Here is a 20198-nt window from a genome sequence, read left to right on the forward strand (position 1 = left end):
ATGCCGGGTGGCAATGGCGGTAACTATGTATCGCGTATGCCACCGCGTCTTATGCCTCTATGAAAGCTGCAAGCGTTAAGCCGCAAGCTGCAAGGAACATCAAGCACCAATTCAGCCAACGTCCAGCACGACCACCCGTTGCCCGGCGCGCACCGCTGAGCCAGGCTGCACGCGGACGTCGCTGACCACACCGGCATGGGGCGCCACCAGCGGGATTTCCATTTTCATCGACTCCAGAATCACCAGGGTTTCCCCCGCCTCGACGCGCTGGCCGACGCTGACCTGCACCTGCCAGAGATTACCGGCAATGTGGCTGTCGACGCTGGTCTGCCCGTCTTGCAGCGGCGCTTCTTCCGTGGATTCGGCCACCGCTTCGTCGCTCTCGAACGAGGCCTGCCCGTTGGCGATCCAGCGTTCGCGCTCGGCGTTGAACGCGCTCTGCTGCTGGTTGCGGAATGCCGCGATGCTCTGCGCTTCTTCGGCCAGGAAGGTTTGGTACTCCGTCAGATTGAGCGTGCTGTGCTCGATCTGCAGCGGGTACCGACCGAGGGGGAAATCGCGGCGGATGGTCAGCAGTTCGTCGGCGCTGACCGGATAAAAACGGATCTGATCGAAAAACCGCAGCAGCCACGGTTTGCCATCGAACGCCGCCACCGCGCGATAGCGGTTCCACATCTGCAACGTGCGGCCCACGAACTGATAACCGCCGGGGCCTTCCATGCCGTAGACGCACATGTACGCGCCGCCGATGCCGACGGAGTTTTCAGCGGTCCAGGTGCGCGCCGGGTTGTACTTGGTGGTGACCAGCCGATGGCGCGGGTCCAGCGGCGTGGCGACCGGTGCGCCGAGGTAGACGTCGCCCAGCCCCATCACCAGGTAACTGGCGTCGAAGACCGTGCGGTGCACTTCGTCGAGGTTCGGCAGGTCGTTGATGCGGCGAATGAATTCCAGGTTGCTCGGGCACCACGGCGCGTCCTTGCGCACGGTGGTCATGTACTTCTCGATGGCCAGTTGGCAGGCCGGATCATCCCAGGACAGCGGCAGATGAACGATGCGCGACGGCACCTCCAGATTCTTGCTGGCGCAGACGCCGTCCCACTCGCCGGCGACCACATCAAGCAGCGTTTTCAGCGGCAGTTGCTCAGGCTGGTAATGCACCTGCAGCGAACGAATGCCCGGCGTCAGGTCGATCACGCCGTTGAGCTGCTTGCTTTCCAGCGCCTGCATCAGCGCATGGCCGCGGAAGCGCAGCACCAGATCCAGCTCCGGCGCGCCGATCTCCAGCAACAGATGGGTGTCGCCGGACAGGCGAGCAACGAGGCGGGTATCGTCTTTGCCGATGTCGAGCACAACCGGCGAAGTCAACGCTGCTCCCTGTGGCAACACAACAGGTGAGGTCAACGCTAAACCCTGTAGGAGCGAGCTTGCTCGCGAATGCGATGGCCCAGCCGCCACAGATCCATCGGATGTACCGGCCCCTTCGCGAGCAAGCTCACTCCTACACAGATCGGTGTTCAGTTTTAGCGAGCGGGCCGCGTCGAGACTGACCGGATAAAACCGCACCTTGTCCCCGGCCTTGAGCTGCCCGAGCTGCCACAAATCCGCCTCGATGATCGTCACCGGGCAGACAAAGCCGCCCAGGCTCGGCCCGTCCGGCCCTAGGATCACCGGCATGTCCCCGGTGAAATCCACCGCGCCGATGGCGTATGGATTGTCATGAATGTTCGACGGGTGCAGACCCGCTTCGCCGCCGTCGGCACGCACCCATTCCGGCTTCGGCCCGATCAGGCGCACGCCGGTGCGGCTGGAGTTGAAATGCACTTCCCAGTCGGTGGCGAAGAAGGTCTCGATGTAGCGCTCGGTGAAGTATTCCGGCGCGCCGTGGGGGCCGTAGATCACACGGATGTCGCGCACTTCCGGCAGCGCAGCGATGCGTTCAGCTGCCAGTTGTTGGCCTGCGCTGCGGTCAGACAAAGGCGCGATATGCAGCACGTCCCCTGCGCGCAACGCTCGCCCGCCGTGCCCGCCAAACTGGCCCAGCGTAAAGGTGCTCTTGCTGCCCAGGTAATCCGGCACGTCCAGCCCGCCCCGCACGCACAGATAACTGCGGGCACCGGCTCCCGCGATGGTGCCAAGCACCAAGGTCGATCCAGCAGAAACAAGCAACGATTGATTCATCGGCAGCGCTACGCCATCCACCGACAGCGGAATGACCGCGCCCGTCACGGCAATGACCGCATCAGTGTTGAAGCGCAGCGTCGGCCCACTCATGGTGATTTCCAGCGCGGCGCAGCCTTCAGCGTTACCCACCAGAGCATTGCCCAGACGCAATGATCGACTGTCCATCGGACCCGACGGCGGCACGCCCACTGCCCAGTAACCCAGGCGCCCCGGATAATCCTGAACGCTGGTCTGGGTGCCGCCGCTCAGCACTTCGAAGGTGTCGGCTCGATAGGTCAGCCCCTCAAGGCATCGCGTCCACGGCTGGCCGCTGGCGAACGGCACGTCCGCGATGATCTGACGCAAGTAGTCGCGATTGGTCTCGATCCCATACAGCCGGGTTTCGCTCAGGGCCTGGGCCAGACCGTCACTGGCCGACATCCTGTCCGGCGCCCAGCTGATGACCTTGGCGATCATCGGATCGAAAAACGGCGGAATTTCACATCCGGCCTCGACCCAGGTGTCGATGCGCAGGTGTTTGCCGTCGGCGGTGGGGAAGTGCACCGAGGTCAGCAAGCCCGGGCTGGGCTGGAAATCCCGGCCCGGGTCTTCAGCGTACAAACGCGCCTGAATCGCATGGCCGACTGGCTGTAAAACCGCGTGCAATTCAACCAGCGGCGGCAGATCGCCGGCCGCCAGCTGAATCATCCAGCTCACCAGGTCCACGCCCCAGACCTGCTCGGTCACGCCGTGCTCGACCTGCAAACGGGTGTTCACTTCCAGAAAATAAAACCGCTGATCATCGCTGTCGAAGACGAACTCCACGGTGCCGGCGCTGCGGTAGTTGACCGCTTTCGCCAGCTTGATCGCCGCAGCGCACAGCTCATCGGCCATGCCGGCAGGCAGGTTCGGCGCGGGGGTTTCTTCGAGGACTTTCTGATTGCGACGCTGCACCGAGCAGTCGCGCACGCCGAGGGCGATCACTTCGCCACGACCGTCGCCGAACACCTGCACCTCAAGATGACGAGCGCGCTGGATGTACTTCTCGATGAACACGCCGGCGTCGCTGAAGTTGTTCTGGCCCAGTCGCTTGACGGCCTCGAACGACTCGCTCAGTTCGCTGGCGCTGCGGCACACGCGCATGCCGATCCCGCCGCCGCCCGCCGTGCTTTTCAGCATCACCGGGTAGCCGATGGTTTCAGCAGCGCTCAGGGCGGCGTCCACGCTGTCCAGCAATTCGGTGCCTTCCAGCATCGGCACGCCGTGCTGTTTTGCGAGGGCGCGGGCGGTGTGCTTGAGGCCGAAGACCCGCAGTTGTTCAGGTGTCGGGCCGACAAAGGCGATGCCGGCGTCTTCACAGGCCTGGGCAAAGGCCGCGTTTTCGGACAAAAAGCCGTAACCCGGATGAATCGCTTTGGCGCCGGTGGATTGGGCGATGGCGAGAATCTTGTCCACCGCCAGGTACGTGCCGGCGGCGCCACCTTCGCCCAGGCTGTGGGCTTCATCGGCTTGCAGAATGTGCAGGCTGGCAGCGTCTGCTTCGGCGTACACCGCAACGCCGCCGACCTGCAGGTCGCGAAGGGTACGCAGGATGCGGCAGGCAATGGCGCCGCGGTTGGCAATCAGCAGTTTGTCGAACATGGCATAGACCCCGGGGATCGATAGCAATCAATCCCTCACTGGGTAGCGGGCCGTCCCGCTGTGGTACGCGTTGCACGAAGGCCGTCCCTCGCGCCGAAGCCTTGAAGCCTTGAAACTGTGGCCAGCGGTCAGTCCCAGACGAGCAGTTCTGCCGGCGTCGGGTTGTAGCCGTTGCACGGGTTGTTCAGCTGAGGGCAGTTGGAAATCAGCACGATTACGTCCATCTCGGCGCGCAGTTCGACGTACTTGCCGGCGCCGGAAATGCCGTCCTCGAACGTCAGCCCACCGTCCGCCGTGACCGGCACATTCATGAAGAAATTGATGTTCGGGCCGATGTCGCGTTTGCCCAGCCGACCGTCATGGATGCAGGCGCGCAGGTAGCTGTCGCGGCAGCTGTGCATGTGCTTTTTATCCAGCGCATAACGCACGGTGTTGCTCTCTTGGGCGCAGGCGCCGCCGAGGGTGTCGTGGCGCCCGCAGGTGTCTTCGACGATGGTCAGCATCGGCTTGCCCAGGTTCGAATACAGCACGCTGCCTTTGCTCAGGTAAACGTTGTTCTGCCGGCGCAACGTGCGTTGCACGTCGTAGCGTTCGCGGGGGTTGGCGAGGCTGTAGAACAGCGTGTCGACCGCCTGATTGCCTTCCAGGTCGAGCAGGCGCAGGGTTTGCCCGGCCTTGAGTTCGGTCAGCGACGGCTCGCCGGCCGGGATGTGGGTGATGGAAACGGGGGCAGAGGTCATGGTGCTGGTCATACTGGCCTCCTCAGGCGAACAGGCGATCGGTGTTGATGAAACCGCGCACATTTTCTTCGCGGGACGTGCGGCAGTGCTCGGCGACGCTGGGGTCGGCCTTCATCCAGCTCAGCTTGACCGGCTGCGGCGCGTACTCGGGGTTGGGGTCCATCGGGTGTTGCAGGGCGGTCATCACGACCAGCGTGTCCATCGGCGCGTACAGCTCGATGCTGTCGCCCGCTTTTGAGTTGCCCGGGACGAAGGCCAGCGCGCCGTGATCGTCGACGTTGACCCGGCTGAACAGGTTCAGCGTCATCAACAGATCCGACAGGCCCAGGCCCCACTTGCCCATCTCCACCAGCAGGTTGTCGGCGCCGTTGCGGAAGAAGCCGTTGCGCAGTTCCTGATAGCGGCCCTGGCCGTATTTCTCGGTGACCTCTTCGGCGCACAGCACGCCGCCGATGCTGTCGCTCCAGCCGCAGGTGTCGGCGGTGATCGCGGCCAGCACGCGACCCATGTCCGAATACAGGCAATGGCCGCTGGTGAGCTTGGCGGTGTGCTGGCATTTGAGGCTGTCGGGCAGGTTCAGGCGCTCGGTTTTTTCATGGGCGTTGAACAGCGTCAGGCTGACGTTGGCGTTGCCGTTCAGGTCGGTCAGGCGCAGCAGTTCGCCACGTTTGAGCACGAACGACAGGTGGCCGCCGCCGGGCAGCAGCTCTTCGGCGAACACGGGAAACAGCGTGGTTGAATCAGTCATGGGCAATGTCCTTCAAGCCGTTTTCAGCGAATCAAGCGCCACGCGGGCGGCGCGACGATCGCTGTTCAGGGGAATGTCGTAAGTGATGCGCGCGCCATAGGCGCCGGGGGCGTGGGGGTCGATGCGGACCTTGTCGAACACCAGCAGCCGGGTGCCGAGGTTGAAGCCTTCGGACAGGTCGTGGGTGACCATGAACACCGTCAGTTTGGTCTCCCGCCACAGCTCCAGCAGCAGCCCGTGCATGTCCTTGCGGATGCCGGGGTCGAGGGCGCCGAAGGGCTCGTCCAGCAACAAAACCCTTGGCTTCATGATCAGCGCCTGGGCGATGGCCAGACGCTGTTGCATGCCACCCGACAGTTGAGTCGGGTACTTGTCCAGCGCGTGATCGAGGCCGACCTTGTGCAACAGCGCCGCCGCCTGTTCCCGGGCGTCACGCTTGGCGGCGCCGAACAGCCGCCCGAGCAACGCCGAGCGCGGCAATTCCAAGCCCAGGGCAACGTTGTCCAGCACCGACAAGTGCGGGAACACCGAATAGCGCTGAAACACCACGCCACGGGTCGAATCCGGTTCCTTCGCCAGGGGTTGGCCGTCCAGCAGAATCGCGCCTTTGCTGGCGACTTCCTGTCCCAGCAGCAGGCGCAGGAACGTTGATTTGCCGCAGCCCGACGCGCCCACCAAGGTGCAGAACTCGCCTTCGGCGATGCTCAGGTTCAAGCCTTCGAGCACGACTTGATCGCCATATTGCTGCCAGACGTTTTTGACCGAAATAAAGCTCATGGGCGCGCCCCCTCGTACCACGGGAACGCCTTCCGCGTGAGGGCTTTCAGGCCCCAGTCCATCAGCCAGGCGAGGAGGGTGATCCACACCACGTAGGGCAGAATCATGTCCATCGCCAGATAGCGCCGCACCAGAAAGATCCGGTAACCGAGACCGTCAGTGGAGGCGATGGCTTCGGCCGCGATCAGAAACAGCCACGCCGACCCCAGCACCAGCCGCAGCGAGATCAACAGGCGCGGCAGCAATTGCGGCAGCACCACCCGCAGGATCAGCGTCCAGGTCGAGGCGCCCAGGGTCTGCGCCTTGATCAGCAGTTCGACCGGAATCTCCCGGGCGCGCTGCTCCAGATCACGGGCCAGCACCGGCGTGATGCCGATGACGATGAGCATCACCTTCGACAGCTCGCCCAGGCCGAAGACGATGAACAGGATCGGCAGAATCGCCAGCGGCGGCACCATCGACACCACGGTCAGTAACGGCGAGAGCGGCGCGCTGAACAACGGCAGCACCCCCGACGCAATGCCCAGGCACAGCCCGACAATGGCGCTGATCGCCAGGCCGACCGCGAGGCGCTGCAGACTGGCGCCGGTGTCCTGCCAGAGCAGGTATTCGCCGGTGCGTTGATCGGGCACGAACGCCACCCGTTTGATCGCATCGGTCATCTGCACGGCGCTGGGCAGCAGCTTGTCGTTGGGGTTTTCCGTCAGCCGCGTCGCCGAGCCCGTGAAATAGGCGAACAGCAACAGGGCGAACGGCAGGAGCACCAGGATCAATCGACTGGCGCGATCCGGGCGGCGGTTAATCAAGCGCATGGCAAAGACCTTTGGTTTTTACAGCTTGCCGTCGGCAGCCATCTGCACGTAGCTCGGGTCGAAGTGCAGCTTGAGGTTGGCCTTGTCGCCTTCGGTCACGCTGTTGGCGAAGGTCATGCCGACCGCGCTGGCGTCTTTGGCGCCTTCGCCCAGCAGGCCGTGGTCGAAGGAGAAGTCAGCGACCTTGCGCATGGTCGTCGGCAGCTGCTTGCTGGTGGCGAACTCCAGCGCTTCTTTAGGCGTGGCGAACAGCTTGGTGGTGTCCAGTTGCGACTGGAATCCGGCCAGATCAGTGCCCGACGCCTGGGCCATGTGCTCCAGCGCGGCTTTGGATTCGGCGGATTTTGCGTTCATCAGCGCCACCACTTCAAACCACGCGCCGGTCAGGGCTTTGCCCAAAGCCGGGTTGTCTTTCAGGGTCTGGGTGTTGACCACCATCATGTCCATAATCTCGCCGGGGATCTTGCTGGAGTCGAACACTTCGGTGACGCCGGGCTTGGCCTTGATCTCCGAGAGCATCGGGTTCCAGGTGGTGACGGCCTTGACCTCGCTGGTGTTGAACGCGGCGGCGATGTCGGCGTCGGAGGTGTTGACGACTTTCAGGTCTTTTTCAGTCAGGTCCACCGAGTCCAGGGCGCGGGCGAGCAGGTAGTGGGACACCGACAGCTCGACCAGGTTGACGTCCATGCCCTTGAGGTCGGTGACTTTCTTGCCGTCGCCCTTGATGACGATGCCGTCGTTGCCGTTGGAGAAGTCGCTGACCACCAGCGCGGTGCTTTCAACGCCGCCGGCGGCCGGGATGGTGAGGGCGTCCATGTTGGTCATGGTGCAACCGTCGAACTGGCCGGCGGTGTACTGGTTGATCGATTCGACGTAGTCGTTGAGCTGGGTGACTTTGATGTGGATGCCGTACTTCTTGGCCCACTTGTCGACGATGCCTTGAGTCCCTGCGTATTCCCATGGCATCCAGCCGGCGTAAATGGTCCAGCAGACGTCGAAATCTTTTTTCGGGGCGGCGGTGGCCGAAAGGCTCAATGCGGCAAAGACGCCTGCGGTGAGCAGGCTGAACAGACGGGACTTTTGCATGGGGTGTCTCCAGTAGCGAAAAGGGACGGTCAGGAGCACGGCGACACCACTGGTGTCCTGTCTCCCGGGCTTTTATCCCGCCGTGTAACCTCTACTGGAGGTCGCCAACTCTCGGACCAGCCACTCGCGAAACGCGAGCCGGAACCCTAGTCGGCTATTGCAAATTATGGTGCCGCGAACCTGTGGTGACTCCTGCACATCCTCTTCCAAGCGAGAGTTGTGCCAAGTTGCGAAAACCCTTGTGGCGCCTGAGCTGGGCGGGCGCAGGTGGTTTGACGACGGGCGAGACGTGCACTGATGCAGGGCGCCGTCTGGCGCCTGGGGACCGCGGTGGGGCACTAGGTCTGCAATTCGGAGTCTCAGTTAACGTTCTCGGCAGTTTCGAGAACGCCGACCAGCGCCGCTGGTTCGAGCTCTACCGCGGTCCGGGAGGCCGCCATGTATCGACGATTGCTTACCGCTTTGATGACGTTGTCCCTGGCAGGTTGTTACGGAGGTTATTACGAATCAGAAAGCTACACGCAGCCGATCTATAGCAGTGGCTACAGCAGCGGTTACGTGTACGACAGTTATCGCCCGGTCGCTCCGGTGTATTCCGGAGGGGCGGTGTATTACTCCTCGCCGCGTTACTACTCTGCCCCTCGCTATTACGCGCCGCCACCGCGTTATTACGCGCCTCCACCCCGTTATTACGGGCCTGGATACGGCGGAGGTCGCCCCGGTTACGGAGGTCGCCCGGGTTATGGTGGCGGCAACTGGAATGGTGGGGGCGGCGGTTACCACGGAGGGGGTGGCTATAACGGTGGTGGCAACGGTTATCGTCCACCACCCCAAGGCCCGAGACCCGGAGGCGGCAATGGCCCAGGGCCAGGCGGCGGTTGGCATGGCAATCCGGGTGGGGGCGGCGGTGGCGGTGGTCCTCGCCCAGGCCCCGGCGGATCTGGCGGCAATCACCGCGAAGACGGCGGTTTCGGTCGCGGCGGACACGGCGGACCGGGCGGCGGCAATCGCTGACTGATACAAGAACGGCGCTCCGAGGAGCGCCGTTTTTTATGGGTTGTATGGATGACCCGATCGGCCAGCGTGTACGCATTCCAAATGAAGGACCGGCTTCAGCCGGGAAGAGGCCCGTCTATTCACCCTCACATTTGCGGTGTGGCATCTGACGCTTTCCCGGCTAAAGCCGGTCCTACAATGAGATCTCCGCCAATCCCGCTGAATGCACGCGATTCGAATGTAGGACCGGCTTCAGCCGGGAAGAGGCCCGTCCATTCACCCTCACATTTGCGGTGTAGCACCCGACGGTTTCCCGGCTAAAGCCAGTCCCACAGAAAGTACGCATTCCATTAGTGGGACCGGCTTTAGCCGGGAAGGCGCCCGTTTGAACACCGTCCATGCAGGCATGAATTCAAGCCTCAATACTCCGACAAATCCGCCAGCGGGTGCCGTCCTTCCCAGGCCTTCTCGAAATGTGCGTCCACCACCGCCAGCGGAATCGTGGCGATGTCCTGCCAGTGCCAGTGAGGCGTTTGGTCCTTGTCGATCAACCGCGCCCGCACCCCCTCGGCAAACTCGGGGTGCCGGCAGCAGTTCAGGGCCATGGCGTATTCCATCTGAAACACCTCGGCCAGCGACAAATGCCGCGCCCGCTCAATCTGCTCCCACACCAGATGCGCCGTCATCGGGCAGCCGTCAGACATCGTTTTCGCCGCCTTGGCCAATAACAGGTCATCGCCATTCAAATGATGTTTCAACGCATTCCAGGCGCTCGGTGCGTCGGCGATATCCAGCAGCTCATCGATCGTCTCGCGCCGAGGCAGCCATTGCGCGGCGGGCAACTGATCCACCGCCTCCAGTTGCAGCGCCCTGAACAGGCTGGTCAGTTGCACCTTGGTCTGCTCCTGCCAGTTGAGCTGCAGCAGCCGGTCGATCATTTCCTCCTGCTGATCGTCCAGGAGAAAACGATCCGCGAGACCAAGGTCCAGCGCGTCACGGCCGTTGATGTGCGCGCCGGTCAATCCAAGAAACAGCCCCAACTTGCCCGGCAGTCGCGACAGGAACCAACTGGCGCCGACGTCAGGAAACAGGCCGATGCTGATTTCCGGCATCGCCAGCCGGCTGCTCGGCGTCACGACACGAATGTTCGCCCCTTGCAGCAAACCCATCCCGCCGCCCAGCACATAGCCGTGGCCCCAGCAGATCAGCGGTTTGGGAAAAGTGTGCAGCGTGTAATCCAGCCGGTATTCCGCGGCGAAAAACTGAGCAGCCAGTGGCGGAACCGTGCCCGGCTGCCCACGCCCGGCCTCGACCAGCGCACGCACGTCGCCACCGGCGCAGAAGGCTTTTTCGCCATTGCCGCGCAGCAATAGGCAGACGATTTGCGGGTCGCTGGCCCACTCATTAAGGCGGTCCTGCAGCGCCAGAATCATCGGCAGCGACAGGGCATTCAGGGATTTTTCCGCATCCAGCGTGGCGATGCCCAGGCGGGCGCCGTCCGTGGTGGTGAGCTCTTCAAATTGCAGATTCATCGTGACCTCTTGTCAGTGGTACGGGGATCTATCGAGAGTTGTGAGTCCCCGCGACGCCCGGAAGTTGCAAACCGGCGGCTGTGAACGAGTGTAGGAAGATCCGACGGCGCCGCGCTGGAAATAATCAGCCACAGTCCCTAAAGTTGCGCATTGTTTCTGCCGGATCACACCATGACAAACGACGACCGCATCAAACTGGAGGCCAGCTGGAAGCAGGCCCTGCGCGACGAGTTCGAAAAGCCTTACATGGGCGAGCTGCGCGAATTTCTGCGTCAGGAGCATGCGGCGGGCAAGGAAATCTATCCGCCGGGGCCGCTGATCTTCAATGCGCTGAACTCAACGCCGCTGGATAACGTGAAAGTGGTCATCCTCGGCCAGGACCCTTATCACGGCCCCAATCAGGCCCACGGCCTGTGCTTCTCGGTGCAGCCGGGCGTGCCGGCGCCGCCTTCGCTGGTCAACATCTACAAAGAGCTCAAGCGCGACCTGAACATTGACATCCCCAATCACGGCTATCTGCAGTCGTGGGCGGAGCAGGGCGTGTTGATGCTCAACACCACGCTCACCGTCGAGCGCGCCAACGCCGCGTCCCATGCCGGCAAGGGCTGGCAGCACTTCACTGACAAGATCATCGAAACGGTGAGCGCTCATCAGCCGCACCTGGTATTCCTGCTGTGGGGCGCCCATGCCCAGAGCAAGAAAAAGCTGATCGATGCGTCCAAGCACCTGATCCTGACCGCCGTGCACCCGTCGCCGCTGTCGGCGTACAAGGGGTTTATCGGATGTGGGCATTTTGGTCTGGTGAACAAGTTTCTGGAGCAGAACGGCCTGGCGCCGATTGAGTGGCGATTGCCGGCTGTTGTCTAGCGCGGGATGACGTCAGAAGTTGGGGTACTCCTGACACCGGATCATTCCTGGACAGACGCAGACCTTGTGGGAATGACCGGGGTGGCGTTCCACCTTGCTCACGAAGACGGTATTTCAACCGCTGAAAATTTAGCGGATGTACTGACCTCTTCGCGAGCAAGCTCGCTCCCACATGTCGAGTGAGTCGTTAACCCAGCCGTCGATCCCAATACCGAAACAACGGCTCGGCCAGAAACAACACAAACAACAACCTCATCACCTGCATCGCCGTCACCAGCGGCACCGACAGCTGCAGCACCTCCGCCGTCAGGCTCATTTCGGCAATCCCGCCCGGCATCATCCCCAGGGTCAACGAGCGCAAATCCAGATGGGTCAGCGTGCTCAGCCCCAGTGCGCACAACGCCGCGATGCTCATCGTCAGCGCCGTCCCCAGCAACGTGCGGCCGATGAACGACGGCGCGCGGCGAAAGAACGCCCGGTTGAAGTGGCAACCCAGGCCGCTGCCGATCAGCCACTGCCCCAGCTGACTGCCGCCCTGGGGCAGGCCGATGTGCAAATCGAAACTGACGCTGATTACCGCGCTGATCAGCAACGGGCCGAATAGCCACGGATTGGGTTGTTTCAGACGCTCCCAGCCCCAGGCCACCAACGCGCCCAGCGGAAACAACAGCAGCAGCCACCGCCAATCCACCACCGTCCCATGGGAAGGCGGGCCGCCATCGCCCATCAAATACTTGAAGATCGCCGGCACGCACAGCACCACTGCCAGCACCCGCAGGCTCTGCCCGGCGGCGACGTTGCTGAGAATCGCGCCGTTGCGTGCGCCGAGGTTGACCATCTCGCCCGAACCGCCGGGCATGCTGGAAAAGAACGCCGTGGCGCGGTCCTCGCCGGTGCGCAGCATCAGCCACACGCCAACCACGCTGGAGACGCTGGTCACCAGTGCGCCGATGAAAATCAGGCCGAAGTGCGAGAGGACTTGTTCGATGACGACGGGGGTGAAGTGCAGGCCGATGCCGATGCCGACCACCCATTGGCCGCATTTGCGGCCGCCGGGAATTTCAGCCAGCTGCCAGGGGGTGAGGCAGCGGACCAGGATGATCGCCAGTAACGAGCCGACCATCCAGGGCAGTGGCCAGCCAACCTGACTGGCGAGAAATCCCCCCAGCAGGCCGACCAGCGGTGTGCCCCACCACGTGCTGAATGGCCGGTCAGACATCGGCCAGCGCGCGACGCTGCCTGGAGCGTTTGCGCCAGATGCGGATCAGCGGGAACACCAGCATGAACGCCGTCACGACCCACATGCCCAGGGTGATCGGGCTCGACCACAGAATCTCCAGGCCGCCGTTGGAAATCGACAACGCGCGACGCAGGTTTTGCTCCATCAACCCACCGAGGATGAACCCCAGCAGAATCGGCGACAGCGGGAAATCCAGCTTGCGCAGGATGTAACCGAAGATGCCGATGCCGACCATCAGGAACAGATCGAAGGTGGTGGCATGCACCGCGTATACGCCGATCCCGGTGATGATCGCGATCACCGGCACCAGTGCCCAGTTCGGCACCGACAGGATGCGGGTGAAGATGCGGATCATCGGGATGTTGAGGATCACCAGCATGATGTTGGCGACGAACAACGACGCGATCAGGCCCCAGACGATGTCCGGTTGCTGCTGAAACAGCAGCGGCCCCGGCGTGATGTTGTACAGCGACAGGGCGCCGATCATCACCGCCGTGGTGCCCGAACCCGGCACGCCCAGCGTCAGCATCGGCACCAGCGCGCCGCAGGCCGTCGCGCCAATGGCGGTTTCCGGCGCTGCCAGACCGCGCATGTCGCCCTGTCCGAATTTGCCGCTCGCGCCGGCGATGCGTTTCTCGGACATGTAGGTCACGGCGCTGGCCAGCGTCGCGCCCGCACCCGGCAACACGCCCATGATGAAACCCATCAGACCGCAACGGATGTTCACCCAAAAGACCGAACTGGCCTCATTGAAGTTAAACATCATGCGGCCGGTGGCTTTCACCGCTTCCTGGCCGCGATGGGTTTTCTCCAGCAACAACAGGATTTCACTGATCGAGAACAGGCCCAGCACCAGCACGACGAACTGAATGCCGTCAGCCAGATGGATGTTGTCGCCAGTGAAACGGTACACGCCACTGTTGGCGTCGATACCGATGCTCGACAGAAACAGCCCGATCAACGCAGCGACAAAGGTCTTCAGCGGTCGATCACCGGCCATGCCGCCCAGGCAGACGATCGCGAAAACCATCAGCACGAAGTACTCCGCAGGACCAAATGCAATCGCCCATTTCGCCAGCAGCGGCGCGAACATGACCATGCCGCAGGTGGCGATGAACGCGCCGATGAACGAACTCCATGCCGACAGCGACAACGCCACGCCGGCCATGCCCTGACGCGCCATCGGGTAGCCGTCCAGCGCGGTCATTACGGTCGATGCTTCGCCCGGAATGTTGAGCAGGATGGAGCTGATGCGGCCGCCGTATTCGCAGCCCAGGTACACCGCCGCCAACAGGATCAATGCTGACTCCGGCGGCAGGCCCAATGCGAAGGCGATCGGGATCAACAGCGCCACACCGTTGATCGGACCCAAGCCGGGGAGCAGGCCGACGACAGTGCCGATCAGCGTGCCGGACAGGGCGGTGATCAGGTTGTAAGGGGTCAGCGCGACGCCGAAGCCCTGGCCGAGATAGCCGAGAGTGTCCATATCAGTTCTCCATAACGTCGAGCAGACCGAGGGGCAGGGGCACATCCATCACTTTGTCGAACAGCACGTACAGCGCGATGCTCATGAAGGTGATGATCACGACACTCGGCAGCCAGCGGCCGCCGTACAGACGCGCCATGGGAATCCCGATCAGAATGCTGCTCAGCACAAAACCCAACGGCTCGAACAGCCCGGCGAACACCAGCAGCAGCACGGTGCAGATGCCGATCTTGATCAGTGTCGGACGGTCCAGCGCCGGCTCTTCCTCGGAATGCACGATCGGCGTCGGACGAATCGCCATGTACAGCAGCGAAATGCCCATCAGCGCCAGCATCAGCAGCGGGAAAGCACGAGGGCCGACGGGTTCGTAGGAAAAGGGCGCCTGATAAGGCCAGGCCATCATTGCCAGGCCGATACAGACCAGCAGCAGCACGACGGCGAAAATGCGTTGTATCACCATGGAAAACTCCCGGATCACGCCACCGCACAGGCGGCGTAATCCTCAGCCAATCAAGTACGCTTCGATGGGTTCAGTCACTGAATCAGGCCGAATTCCTTGGCCAGCGTCTTGTACTCGGCGACGCGGGTTTTCACGTACTTGTCGAGCTCTTCGCCGGTCATGGCGAACGGGAACAGCTCACGCTGATCGCGCAGCTTGGCGAAGTCTTCCGAGGCCAGCAGCTTGTCGAACGCCGCTTTCCACCAGTTGTAGTCCTCGTCCGACACCTTTGGCCCCAGATAGAAACCGCGCACCACCGGCCAGACGATGTCGTAGCCCTGTTCTTTCGCGGTCGGGATGTTCTTCATTTCCGGCTCGTCCAGACGTTCTTCGGAGAACACCGCCAGCAGGCGCATGTCGCCGCTGAGAATGTGCGGCATGGAGTCGGAAATGTCGGTGGAGCCCACTTGAATGTGCCCGCCGAGCAGGGCAGTGGCGATTTCACCGCCGCCTTCGAGGGCGACATAACGCAGTTCCCGCGGGTTAATGCCGGCGGCCTTGGCAATCAGCGCGGTCTGCATCCAGTCCTGGCTGCCCACGGTACCGCCGGAGCCGATGACCACTTTGCCCGGGTCGGCCTTCAGTGCTTTAACCAGATCGTCGAGGTTCTTGTAGGGCGAATCGGCCTTGACCGCGATCGCGCCGTAGCTGGTGCCGACGGCGGCCAGCCAGCGCACGGCGTTCTCGTCAAAACGGCCGAACTTGCCCTGGGCCAGGTTCAACAGCGAGCCGCTGGACCAGGCCACCAGCGTACCGGCGTCGGCCGGACGCTGAGCGACCACCGCGTTGTAGGCCACGGCGCCGACGCCGCCCGGCATGTAGGTGACGCGCATCGGTTTGGAGAGGATCTTCTCGTTGATCAGCGCGCTTTGCGCCAGTTTGCAGGTCAGGTCGAAGCCGCCACCGGGCGAGGCCGGCGCGATGCATTCAGGACGATTGGGCTCAGCGGCCCACAATTGGGTGGCCATCAGCATGCAGCTGGCGGCGACGCTGATATGGCGCAACGATAGGTTCATGGTCCGTCTCCAGAGGAGTTGTTGTTTTAATGGGGGCAGGCGGTCGTACGTTCGTCAGGCAGTCGTGTCACACCTTCGCAAAACTGCGGGCAGCCAACGTGCAGACGTGACGAAACACCGCGCAACAGGGCTGCGAGGTGAACAGAAAACATAATGGGATTCAGACGGCGCGAGGGCCGATGATTGCAGTGAGGGCATCACTGATGACTCCGATATTGTTCTTATTGTTGAAAACGCATCGAGGCGTTTTTCGTCACGACCCTGGCATCAGCAGCGTCACGCGGGACGCAATCGTGACAAGTCGTAACGGGATCGTAATCAGCGAAGCTTTCATCAACCTTTCAACTACCTTTCACGAAGCGCTCAGGCTGCGTTCGGCTGGACCGTTGCAGAGACGTTGCTCGTCAGCGCCGGAGTCATTCCAGCGCGCCGGGCCTTCACAGACGACGGCGCGCCTGTAAACTCCGCCCATAAAATGCTCAATGGGGAGAAATCGATGCGTGTCCTGCTCGTCGAAGATCATCTGCAACTGGCGGAAAGCGTCGCGCTGGCACTCAAGAGCAGCGGCCTGACCGTTGACGTTCTGCACGACGGCGTTGCAGCTGATCTGGCCCTGAGCAGCGAAGAATATGCCGTGGTGGTGCTCGATGTCGGCCTGCCGCGCATGGACGGTTTTGAGGTGCTGGCGCGTCTGCGGGCGCGGGGCAAGAACACCCCGGTGCTGATGCTGACTGCCCGCAGCGACGTCAAGGACAGGGTCCACGGCCTGAACCTCGGCGCCGACGACTACCTGGCCAAACCCTTCGAACTGTCTGAGCTGGAGGCGCGGGTCAAGGCGTTGTTGCGCCGCAGCGTACTCGGTGGCGAACGCCAGCAACGCTGTGGCGAACTGGTCTACGACCTCGATACCCGCCGCTTCACCCTCGGTGAAGAACTCCTGACGCTGACATCCCGCGAGCAGTCCGTGCTCGAATCGCTGATCGCCCGACCCGGTCGGGTCATGAGCAAGGAGCAACTGGCGGCGCAGGTGTTTGGGCTGGACGAAGAGGCCAGCGCCGACGCCATCGAAATCTACGTACACCGTCTGCGCAAGAAGCTCGATGGGCACCCGATTGCGATCGTCACGTTCCGGGGCCTGGGTTACCTGCTGGAAAGCCGGGATGCTTAATCCGTTTCCTTCAGCGGAAAACAGCCTGCGCTGGCGCTTGCTGTGGAACCTGGGTTTGCTGCTGGTGGTGCTGATGATCGCCAGCGGCATGAGCGCCTACTGGAACGGACGCGAAGCAGCAGACACCGCCTACGATCGCACCCTGCTGGCCTCGGCGCGGACCATCGCCGCCGGGCTGTCGGAGCGCGACGGCACCCTCAGCGCCGACGTACCCTACGTGGCCCTGGATACCTTCGCCTACGACAGCGCGGGCCGCATTTACTACCAGGTCAACGACATCAATCAGAAGCTCATTTCGGGCTACGAAAACATCCCCGCGCCGCCGCCGGGCACGCCGCGCACCGACGCTTATCCGGCCCTCGCCAAGTTCTACAGCGGCCGTTATCAAGGCCAGGACGTACGGGTGGTCAGCCTGCTCAAGGCCGTAAGCGAACCGAACATGAACGGCATGGCCGAGATTCGCGTGGCGGAAACCGAAGAAGCCCGGGTGGACATGGCTCAGGCCTTGATGGCCGACACCTTGCTGCGTCTGGGCATGCTCGGCAGCGGCGCGTTGTTGCTGGTCTGGTTCACGGTCAGCGCCGCGTTGCGGCCCCTGGATCGCCTGCGCACGGCGGTGGAAGAACGCCAGCCTGACGATTTGCGCTCGCTGCCGCTGGTCGAAGTGCAGCACGAGCTGCGCCCTCTGGTCAGCTCCCTCAACCACTTCACCGAGCGGCTGCGTATGCAGTTCGAGCGCCAGGCGCAGTTCATCGCCGACGCGGCCCATGAATTGCGCACGCCGCTGGCCGCCTTGAAGGCGCGGCTGGAGCTGGGGCTGCGTGATCAGGACCCCGCCGCGTGGCGCAATACGCTCGAAAGCGCCGCCTCCGGCACCGACAAACTGACCCATCTGGCCAATCAGTTGCTGTCGCTGGCACGCATCGAAAACGGCGCGCGGGCCATCGCGGAGGGCGGCGCGCAATTGCTCGACCTCAGCCAACTGGCGCGGGAACTGGGCATGGCCATGGCGCCGCTTGCCCACGCCCGGGGTGTGGCGTTGGCGCTGGAAGCCGACGAGCCGGTGTGGATGCGCGGCGAACCCACGTTGCTCAACGAGCTACTGAGCAATCTGGTGGACAACGCGCTTGCCCACACCCCTGCGGGCGGCAACGTGATCTTGCGCGTCCATGCGCCGTGCACGCTGGAAGTCGAGGACGACGGCCCCGGCATTCCGGCTCACGAGCGCGACCGGGTGTTCGAGCGCTTCTATCGACGCAATCAGCAGAGCAAGGGTTCGGGCCTGGGGTTGGCCATTGTGGGTGAAATCTGCAGGGCACATCTGGCGCGCATCACCTTGCATGACGGCGCACAGCGGGGCCTGAAAGTGAGAGTGAGCTTTATGGTGCCGGAGTCGGGACTGGTGGGACTCGGCTGAGCGGGCCCATAAAAGCGATCAGTACAGCAGCGTCATCGCCTGATTCATCTCGTTGATCAGCGCGCCGTCAGCCATGTTCAGGCCCAACCGCGACACGGCCGGCACTGACTGAAACTGCAGATTGGAGTACGGCGTGCCGTTCATCTCATGAATGTGAATCGTCGCCACCTGCACCAGATCCACGTAGTCGGCCTGATCGGAAACACGGCTGAAATTCTGAAACTGCCGGGGCACGATCGCCAGGCCCTCCGGGAAATCCCACGAGCGCAGAAGCCGTTCGCCAATGACTGGATGGATGCGTTCGATAACGTGATTGAGGCTGATAGGGTCGGCGAGCAACTCGTAGTTGTCTTCGGCGTAGGTCAGGATTGGCAGCACGCCAATGAGGTGAACGAGCCCGGCCAGGGTGGCTTGGTCAGCCTTTAAACGCGCACTGCGGTAACTGAGGACATTACACACCCCGGCCACCTGCATGCTGAGTTTCCAGATGTCGCGCATCTTGTTTTCAATGACATCGGACTTGGCGTGAAACATCTGCTCCACCACCAGCCCGATGGCCAGGTTACAGCTGTAGTTCACGCCCAGGCGCCGAACCGCCGTCAGCACGTCGCTGACTTCAAAATTCGGCCGCAGCAGAGGGCTGTTGACGACTTTGATCAGCCGGGCCGACAACGCGGTGTCGCTGCCGATGACCTTGCTCAGCGCCGCAATGGAGATTTCCGAGTCTTCCGCCGCCAAGCGAATCCTCAGTGCAACTTCCGGGAGAGTTGGCAGAAACAGAGCATCCTTGTCGATCGCCTTGATCAGATCCCTCTGCACTTCGTCAGCCATGCTACTCATATTGGATCTCTGGACATTGCATTCCGGCCAGCGGCCGTCCACTCGAGGGGACGGCGCTGGTGACTACGCTGACGTCTCGCACATGCTTCAACCGGGTTCAACGCTGTGTTTCGAGCTTCGCGTCGAGGGTGTAGGGCAATTCGTTCAAGTGCAGGGCCTCGCCCTCTGCCCCACCAAGGTGGATCCGACCATCTTCCGCCGCATCCGCCTGCAAGACCGCCAGCACCTCGATCCCGACATCAGACCGGGCCGCGATCACAACGTTGCCTACCGCGCTTGAATGTACTGGCGAAAACAACGCAGCGCCGGGCTCGGGCAGCTCGTTGCCGGCCATAGTCAGGCGATACAGCCGGCGTTTAAGCTTGCCGAGGTACTGCATCCGCGCCACGATTTCCTGGCCGGTGTAACAACCTTTCTTGAAACTCACACCCCCCACGGCTTGCAGGTTGATCATCTGCGGGATGAATTCTTCGCGGGTCTGCCCGAACACCTGGCCGATGCCGGCGCGGATCTGCCCCAGCAGCCAGTCGTTGAGCGGTCCTTCCGGGACGTGGGCGATCAGCCGGCTGCGCACGTCATCGGCCTGCTCGGCACGTACCCACAATTCGGCGCGGGTCGGGGAGACGCGAATGGCAATGAGGTCATTGGCGCGGACGACCGAGTCGGTCTCCTGCGCCAGGTCGAGGCCGAGGCTGACGAGTGCGCCGTCGCCGTCCTGCAGGCCGAATCGCACCCAGGAGGCGCTTTCGTCGGTCAGTTTGGATTTGGAGAAGACGGCGTATTTCTTCAGGTCCAGCAATTGCGCTTCAATCAGCTCGCTGGCCATTGCCAGTAACACGCCGTCACCCTCAAGCAGGATGCGAAAGCTGGATTGCATGCGGCCCTTTTGCGTGCAGCGCGCACCGAGGGTGGCCCTGGCTTCGCTGAGGTAATCGAGGTTGCAAGTCAGTTGGCCTTGCAGGAATTTGCCGGCATCCACGCCGCGAACGGCGAGCACACCTTCATGGGACAGGGGGCAGAAAAATGCTGGAGCGGCCATGAGTCATCGCAGGGTAGAAGTCTGGGGCACCATCATAGTGCCGCGTGTCGTTAATGGGTATACGCAAAAAGCTGCGACCAACTGCAAGTACGCCCCGGGACAATGCGCCTGTATACTCGCCGGCAAATTCGAGG

The 20198-nt window shown here is 62.7% G+C and carries 17 protein-coding genes and 1 riboswitch; of the genes, 4 read left to right on the top strand and 13 right to left on the bottom strand.

Features of this window, described 5'->3' with window-relative positions; genetic code table 11:
* Positions 1–111: 111 nt before the first annotated feature.
* The 6 genes from uca to IFT47_RS01635 all read right to left on the bottom strand — a co-directional run bounded on the left by uca (position 112) and on the right by IFT47_RS01635 (position 7964).
* Entirely contained in the window at positions 112–3801 is a 3690-nt protein-coding gene (gene uca, locus IFT47_RS01610) for an urea carboxylase (protein ID WP_192171656.1), read from the bottom strand.
* 128 nt (positions 3802–3929) lie between these two features.
* Positions 3930–4553, bottom strand: coding sequence for an urea amidolyase associated protein UAAP2 (locus IFT47_RS01615; RefSeq protein WP_192171655.1), 624 nt, complete (start codon positions 4551–4553; stop codon positions 3930–3932).
* Positions 4554–4563: 10 nt separating this feature from the next.
* Positions 4564–5289, bottom strand: a complete 726-nt coding sequence (locus IFT47_RS01620) for an urea amidolyase associated protein UAAP1 (protein WP_192171654.1) — start codon at positions 5287–5289, stop codon at positions 4564–4566.
* Between the two features lie 12 nt (positions 5290–5301).
* Complete coding sequence (locus IFT47_RS01625) at positions 5302–6066, bottom strand: ABC transporter ATP-binding protein (RefSeq protein ID WP_192171653.1); 765 nt, start codon at positions 6064–6066, stop codon at positions 5302–5304.
* Positions 6063–6878: an ABC transporter permease gene (locus tag IFT47_RS01630; protein ID WP_192171652.1), complete on the bottom strand. Its 816-nt coding sequence runs from the start codon at positions 6876–6878 to the stop codon at positions 6063–6065. The genes IFT47_RS01625 and IFT47_RS01630 overlap by 4 nt, the downstream gene beginning before the upstream one ends.
* 18 nt (positions 6879–6896) lie before the next feature.
* Positions 6897–7964, bottom strand: coding sequence for a putative urea ABC transporter substrate-binding protein (locus IFT47_RS01635; RefSeq protein ID WP_192171651.1), 1068 nt, complete (start codon positions 7962–7964; stop codon positions 6897–6899).
* Between the two features lie 59 nt (positions 7965–8023).
* Positions 8024–8125: riboswitch (guanidine-I (ykkC/yxkD leader) on the bottom strand.
* 277 nt (positions 8126–8402) lie between these two features.
* Here IFT47_RS01635 and IFT47_RS01640 point away from each other — a divergent pair.
* Positions 8403–8978, top strand: a complete 576-nt coding sequence (locus tag IFT47_RS01640) for a hypothetical protein (protein WP_192171650.1) — start codon at positions 8403–8405, stop codon at positions 8976–8978.
* Between the two features lie 401 nt (positions 8979–9379).
* On the opposite strand, the gene IFT47_RS01645 is transcribed toward IFT47_RS01640, so the two are convergent.
* Complete coding sequence (locus tag IFT47_RS01645; protein WP_192171649.1) at positions 9380–10492, bottom strand: enoyl-CoA hydratase/isomerase family protein; 1113 nt, start codon at positions 10490–10492, stop codon at positions 9380–9382.
* Positions 10493–10663: 171 nt separating this feature from the next.
* Here IFT47_RS01645 and ung point away from each other — a divergent pair, with 171 nt between their 5' ends.
* Positions 10664–11359 carry a uracil-DNA glycosylase gene (gene ung / locus IFT47_RS01650; protein ID WP_192171648.1) on the top strand — a complete coding sequence of 232 codons (696 nt, stop codon included), beginning with the start codon at positions 10664–10666 and terminating at the stop codon, positions 11357–11359.
* A 187-nt stretch (positions 11360–11546) separates the two neighbouring features.
* Here ung and IFT47_RS01655 read toward each other — a convergent pair whose 3' ends face one another.
* The 4 genes from IFT47_RS01655 to IFT47_RS01670 form a co-directional block, all read right to left on the bottom strand.
* Positions 11547–12578 carry an AbrB family transcriptional regulator gene (locus IFT47_RS01655; protein ID WP_192171647.1) on the bottom strand — a complete coding sequence of 344 codons (1032 nt, stop codon included), beginning with the start codon at positions 12576–12578 and terminating at the stop codon, positions 11547–11549.
* Positions 12571–14085 carry a tripartite tricarboxylate transporter permease gene (locus tag IFT47_RS01660; protein WP_192171646.1) on the bottom strand — a complete coding sequence of 505 codons (1515 nt, stop codon included), beginning with the start codon at positions 14083–14085 and terminating at the stop codon, positions 12571–12573. Before IFT47_RS01660 ends, IFT47_RS01655 begins: the two co-directional genes overlap by 8 nt.
* A 1-nt stretch (position 14086) precedes the next feature.
* A complete protein-coding gene (locus IFT47_RS01665) occupies positions 14087–14545 on the bottom strand; it encodes a tripartite tricarboxylate transporter TctB family protein (protein WP_192171645.1) in 459 nt (152 codons plus the stop codon).
* Between the two features lie 74 nt (positions 14546–14619).
* Complete coding sequence (locus IFT47_RS01670) at positions 14620–15600, bottom strand: Bug family tripartite tricarboxylate transporter substrate binding protein (protein WP_192171644.1); 981 nt, start codon at positions 15598–15600, stop codon at positions 14620–14622.
* A 496-nt stretch (positions 15601–16096) separates the two neighbouring features.
* Between IFT47_RS01670 and IFT47_RS01675 the strand changes: the two genes are divergently transcribed.
* A complete protein-coding gene (locus IFT47_RS01675) occupies positions 16097–16768 on the top strand; it encodes a response regulator (RefSeq protein ID WP_192171643.1) in 672 nt (223 codons plus the stop codon).
* Positions 16761–18185: a sensor histidine kinase gene (locus tag IFT47_RS01680; RefSeq protein WP_192171642.1), complete on the top strand. Its 1425-nt coding sequence runs from the start codon at positions 16761–16763 to the stop codon at positions 18183–18185. Before IFT47_RS01675 ends, IFT47_RS01680 begins: the two co-directional genes overlap by 8 nt.
* 18 nt (positions 18186–18203) lie before the next feature.
* Here IFT47_RS01680 and IFT47_RS01685 read toward each other — a convergent pair whose 3' ends face one another.
* Positions 18204–19025, bottom strand: coding sequence for an HDOD domain-containing protein (locus IFT47_RS01685; RefSeq protein ID WP_192171641.1), 822 nt, complete (start codon positions 19023–19025; stop codon positions 18204–18206).
* A 97-nt stretch (positions 19026–19122) separates the two neighbouring features.
* Positions 19123–20064: a CAF17-like 4Fe-4S cluster assembly/insertion protein YgfZ gene (gene ygfZ, locus IFT47_RS01690; RefSeq protein ID WP_192171640.1), complete on the bottom strand. Its 942-nt coding sequence runs from the start codon at positions 20062–20064 to the stop codon at positions 19123–19125.
* Between the last annotated feature and the right edge of the window lie 134 nt (positions 20065–20198).

Origin of the sequence: Pseudomonas sp. CFBP 13711, from assembly GCF_014842265.1 — a bacterium.
Taxonomy (GTDB): domain Bacteria; phylum Pseudomonadota; class Gammaproteobacteria; order Pseudomonadales; family Pseudomonadaceae; genus Aquipseudomonas.

Coding starts and splice junctions, on each gene's coding strand:
- uca (WP_192171656.1), bottom strand. CDS start 3,801: ATGTTCGACAAACTGCTGATTGCCAACCGCGGCGCCATTGCCTGCCGC.
- IFT47_RS01630 (WP_192171652.1), bottom strand. CDS start 6,878: ATGCGCTTGATTAACCGCCGCCCGGATCGCGCCAGTCGATTGATCCTG.
- IFT47_RS01670 (WP_192171644.1), bottom strand. CDS start 15,600: ATGAACCTATCGTTGCGCCATATCAGCGTCGCCGCCAGCTGCATGCTG.
- IFT47_RS01655 (WP_192171647.1), bottom strand. CDS start 12,578: ATGTCTGACCGGCCATTCAGCACGTGGTGGGGCACACCGCTGGTCGGC.
- IFT47_RS01625 (WP_192171653.1), bottom strand. CDS start 6,066: ATGAGCTTTATTTCGGTCAAAAACGTCTGGCAGCAATATGGCGATCAA.
- IFT47_RS01620 (WP_192171654.1), bottom strand. CDS start 5,289: ATGACTGATTCAACCACGCTGTTTCCCGTGTTCGCCGAAGAGCTGCTG.
- IFT47_RS01615 (WP_192171655.1), bottom strand. CDS start 4,553: ATGACCAGCACCATGACCTCTGCCCCCGTTTCCATCACCCACATCCCG.
- IFT47_RS01665 (WP_192171645.1), bottom strand. CDS start 14,545: ATGGTGATACAACGCATTTTCGCCGTCGTGCTGCTGCTGGTCTGTATC.
- IFT47_RS01640 (WP_192171650.1), top strand. CDS start 8,403: ATGTATCGACGATTGCTTACCGCTTTGATGACGTTGTCCCTGGCAGGT.
- ygfZ (WP_192171640.1), bottom strand. CDS start 20,064: ATGGCCGCTCCAGCATTTTTCTGCCCCCTGTCCCATGAAGGTGTGCTC.
- IFT47_RS01675 (WP_192171643.1), top strand. CDS start 16,097: ATGCGTGTCCTGCTCGTCGAAGATCATCTGCAACTGGCGGAAAGCGTC.
- IFT47_RS01660 (WP_192171646.1), bottom strand. CDS start 14,085: ATGGACACTCTCGGCTATCTCGGCCAGGGCTTCGGCGTCGCGCTGACC.
- IFT47_RS01685 (WP_192171641.1), bottom strand. CDS start 19,025: ATGAGTAGCATGGCTGACGAAGTGCAGAGGGATCTGATCAAGGCGATC.
- IFT47_RS01680 (WP_192171642.1), top strand. CDS start 16,761: ATGCTTAATCCGTTTCCTTCAGCGGAAAACAGCCTGCGCTGGCGCTTG.
- IFT47_RS01645 (WP_192171649.1), bottom strand. CDS start 10,492: ATGAATCTGCAATTTGAAGAGCTCACCACCACGGACGGCGCCCGCCTG.
- ung (WP_192171648.1), top strand. CDS start 10,664: ATGACAAACGACGACCGCATCAAACTGGAGGCCAGCTGGAAGCAGGCC.
- IFT47_RS01635 (WP_192171651.1), bottom strand. CDS start 7,964: ATGCAAAAGTCCCGTCTGTTCAGCCTGCTCACCGCAGGCGTCTTTGCC.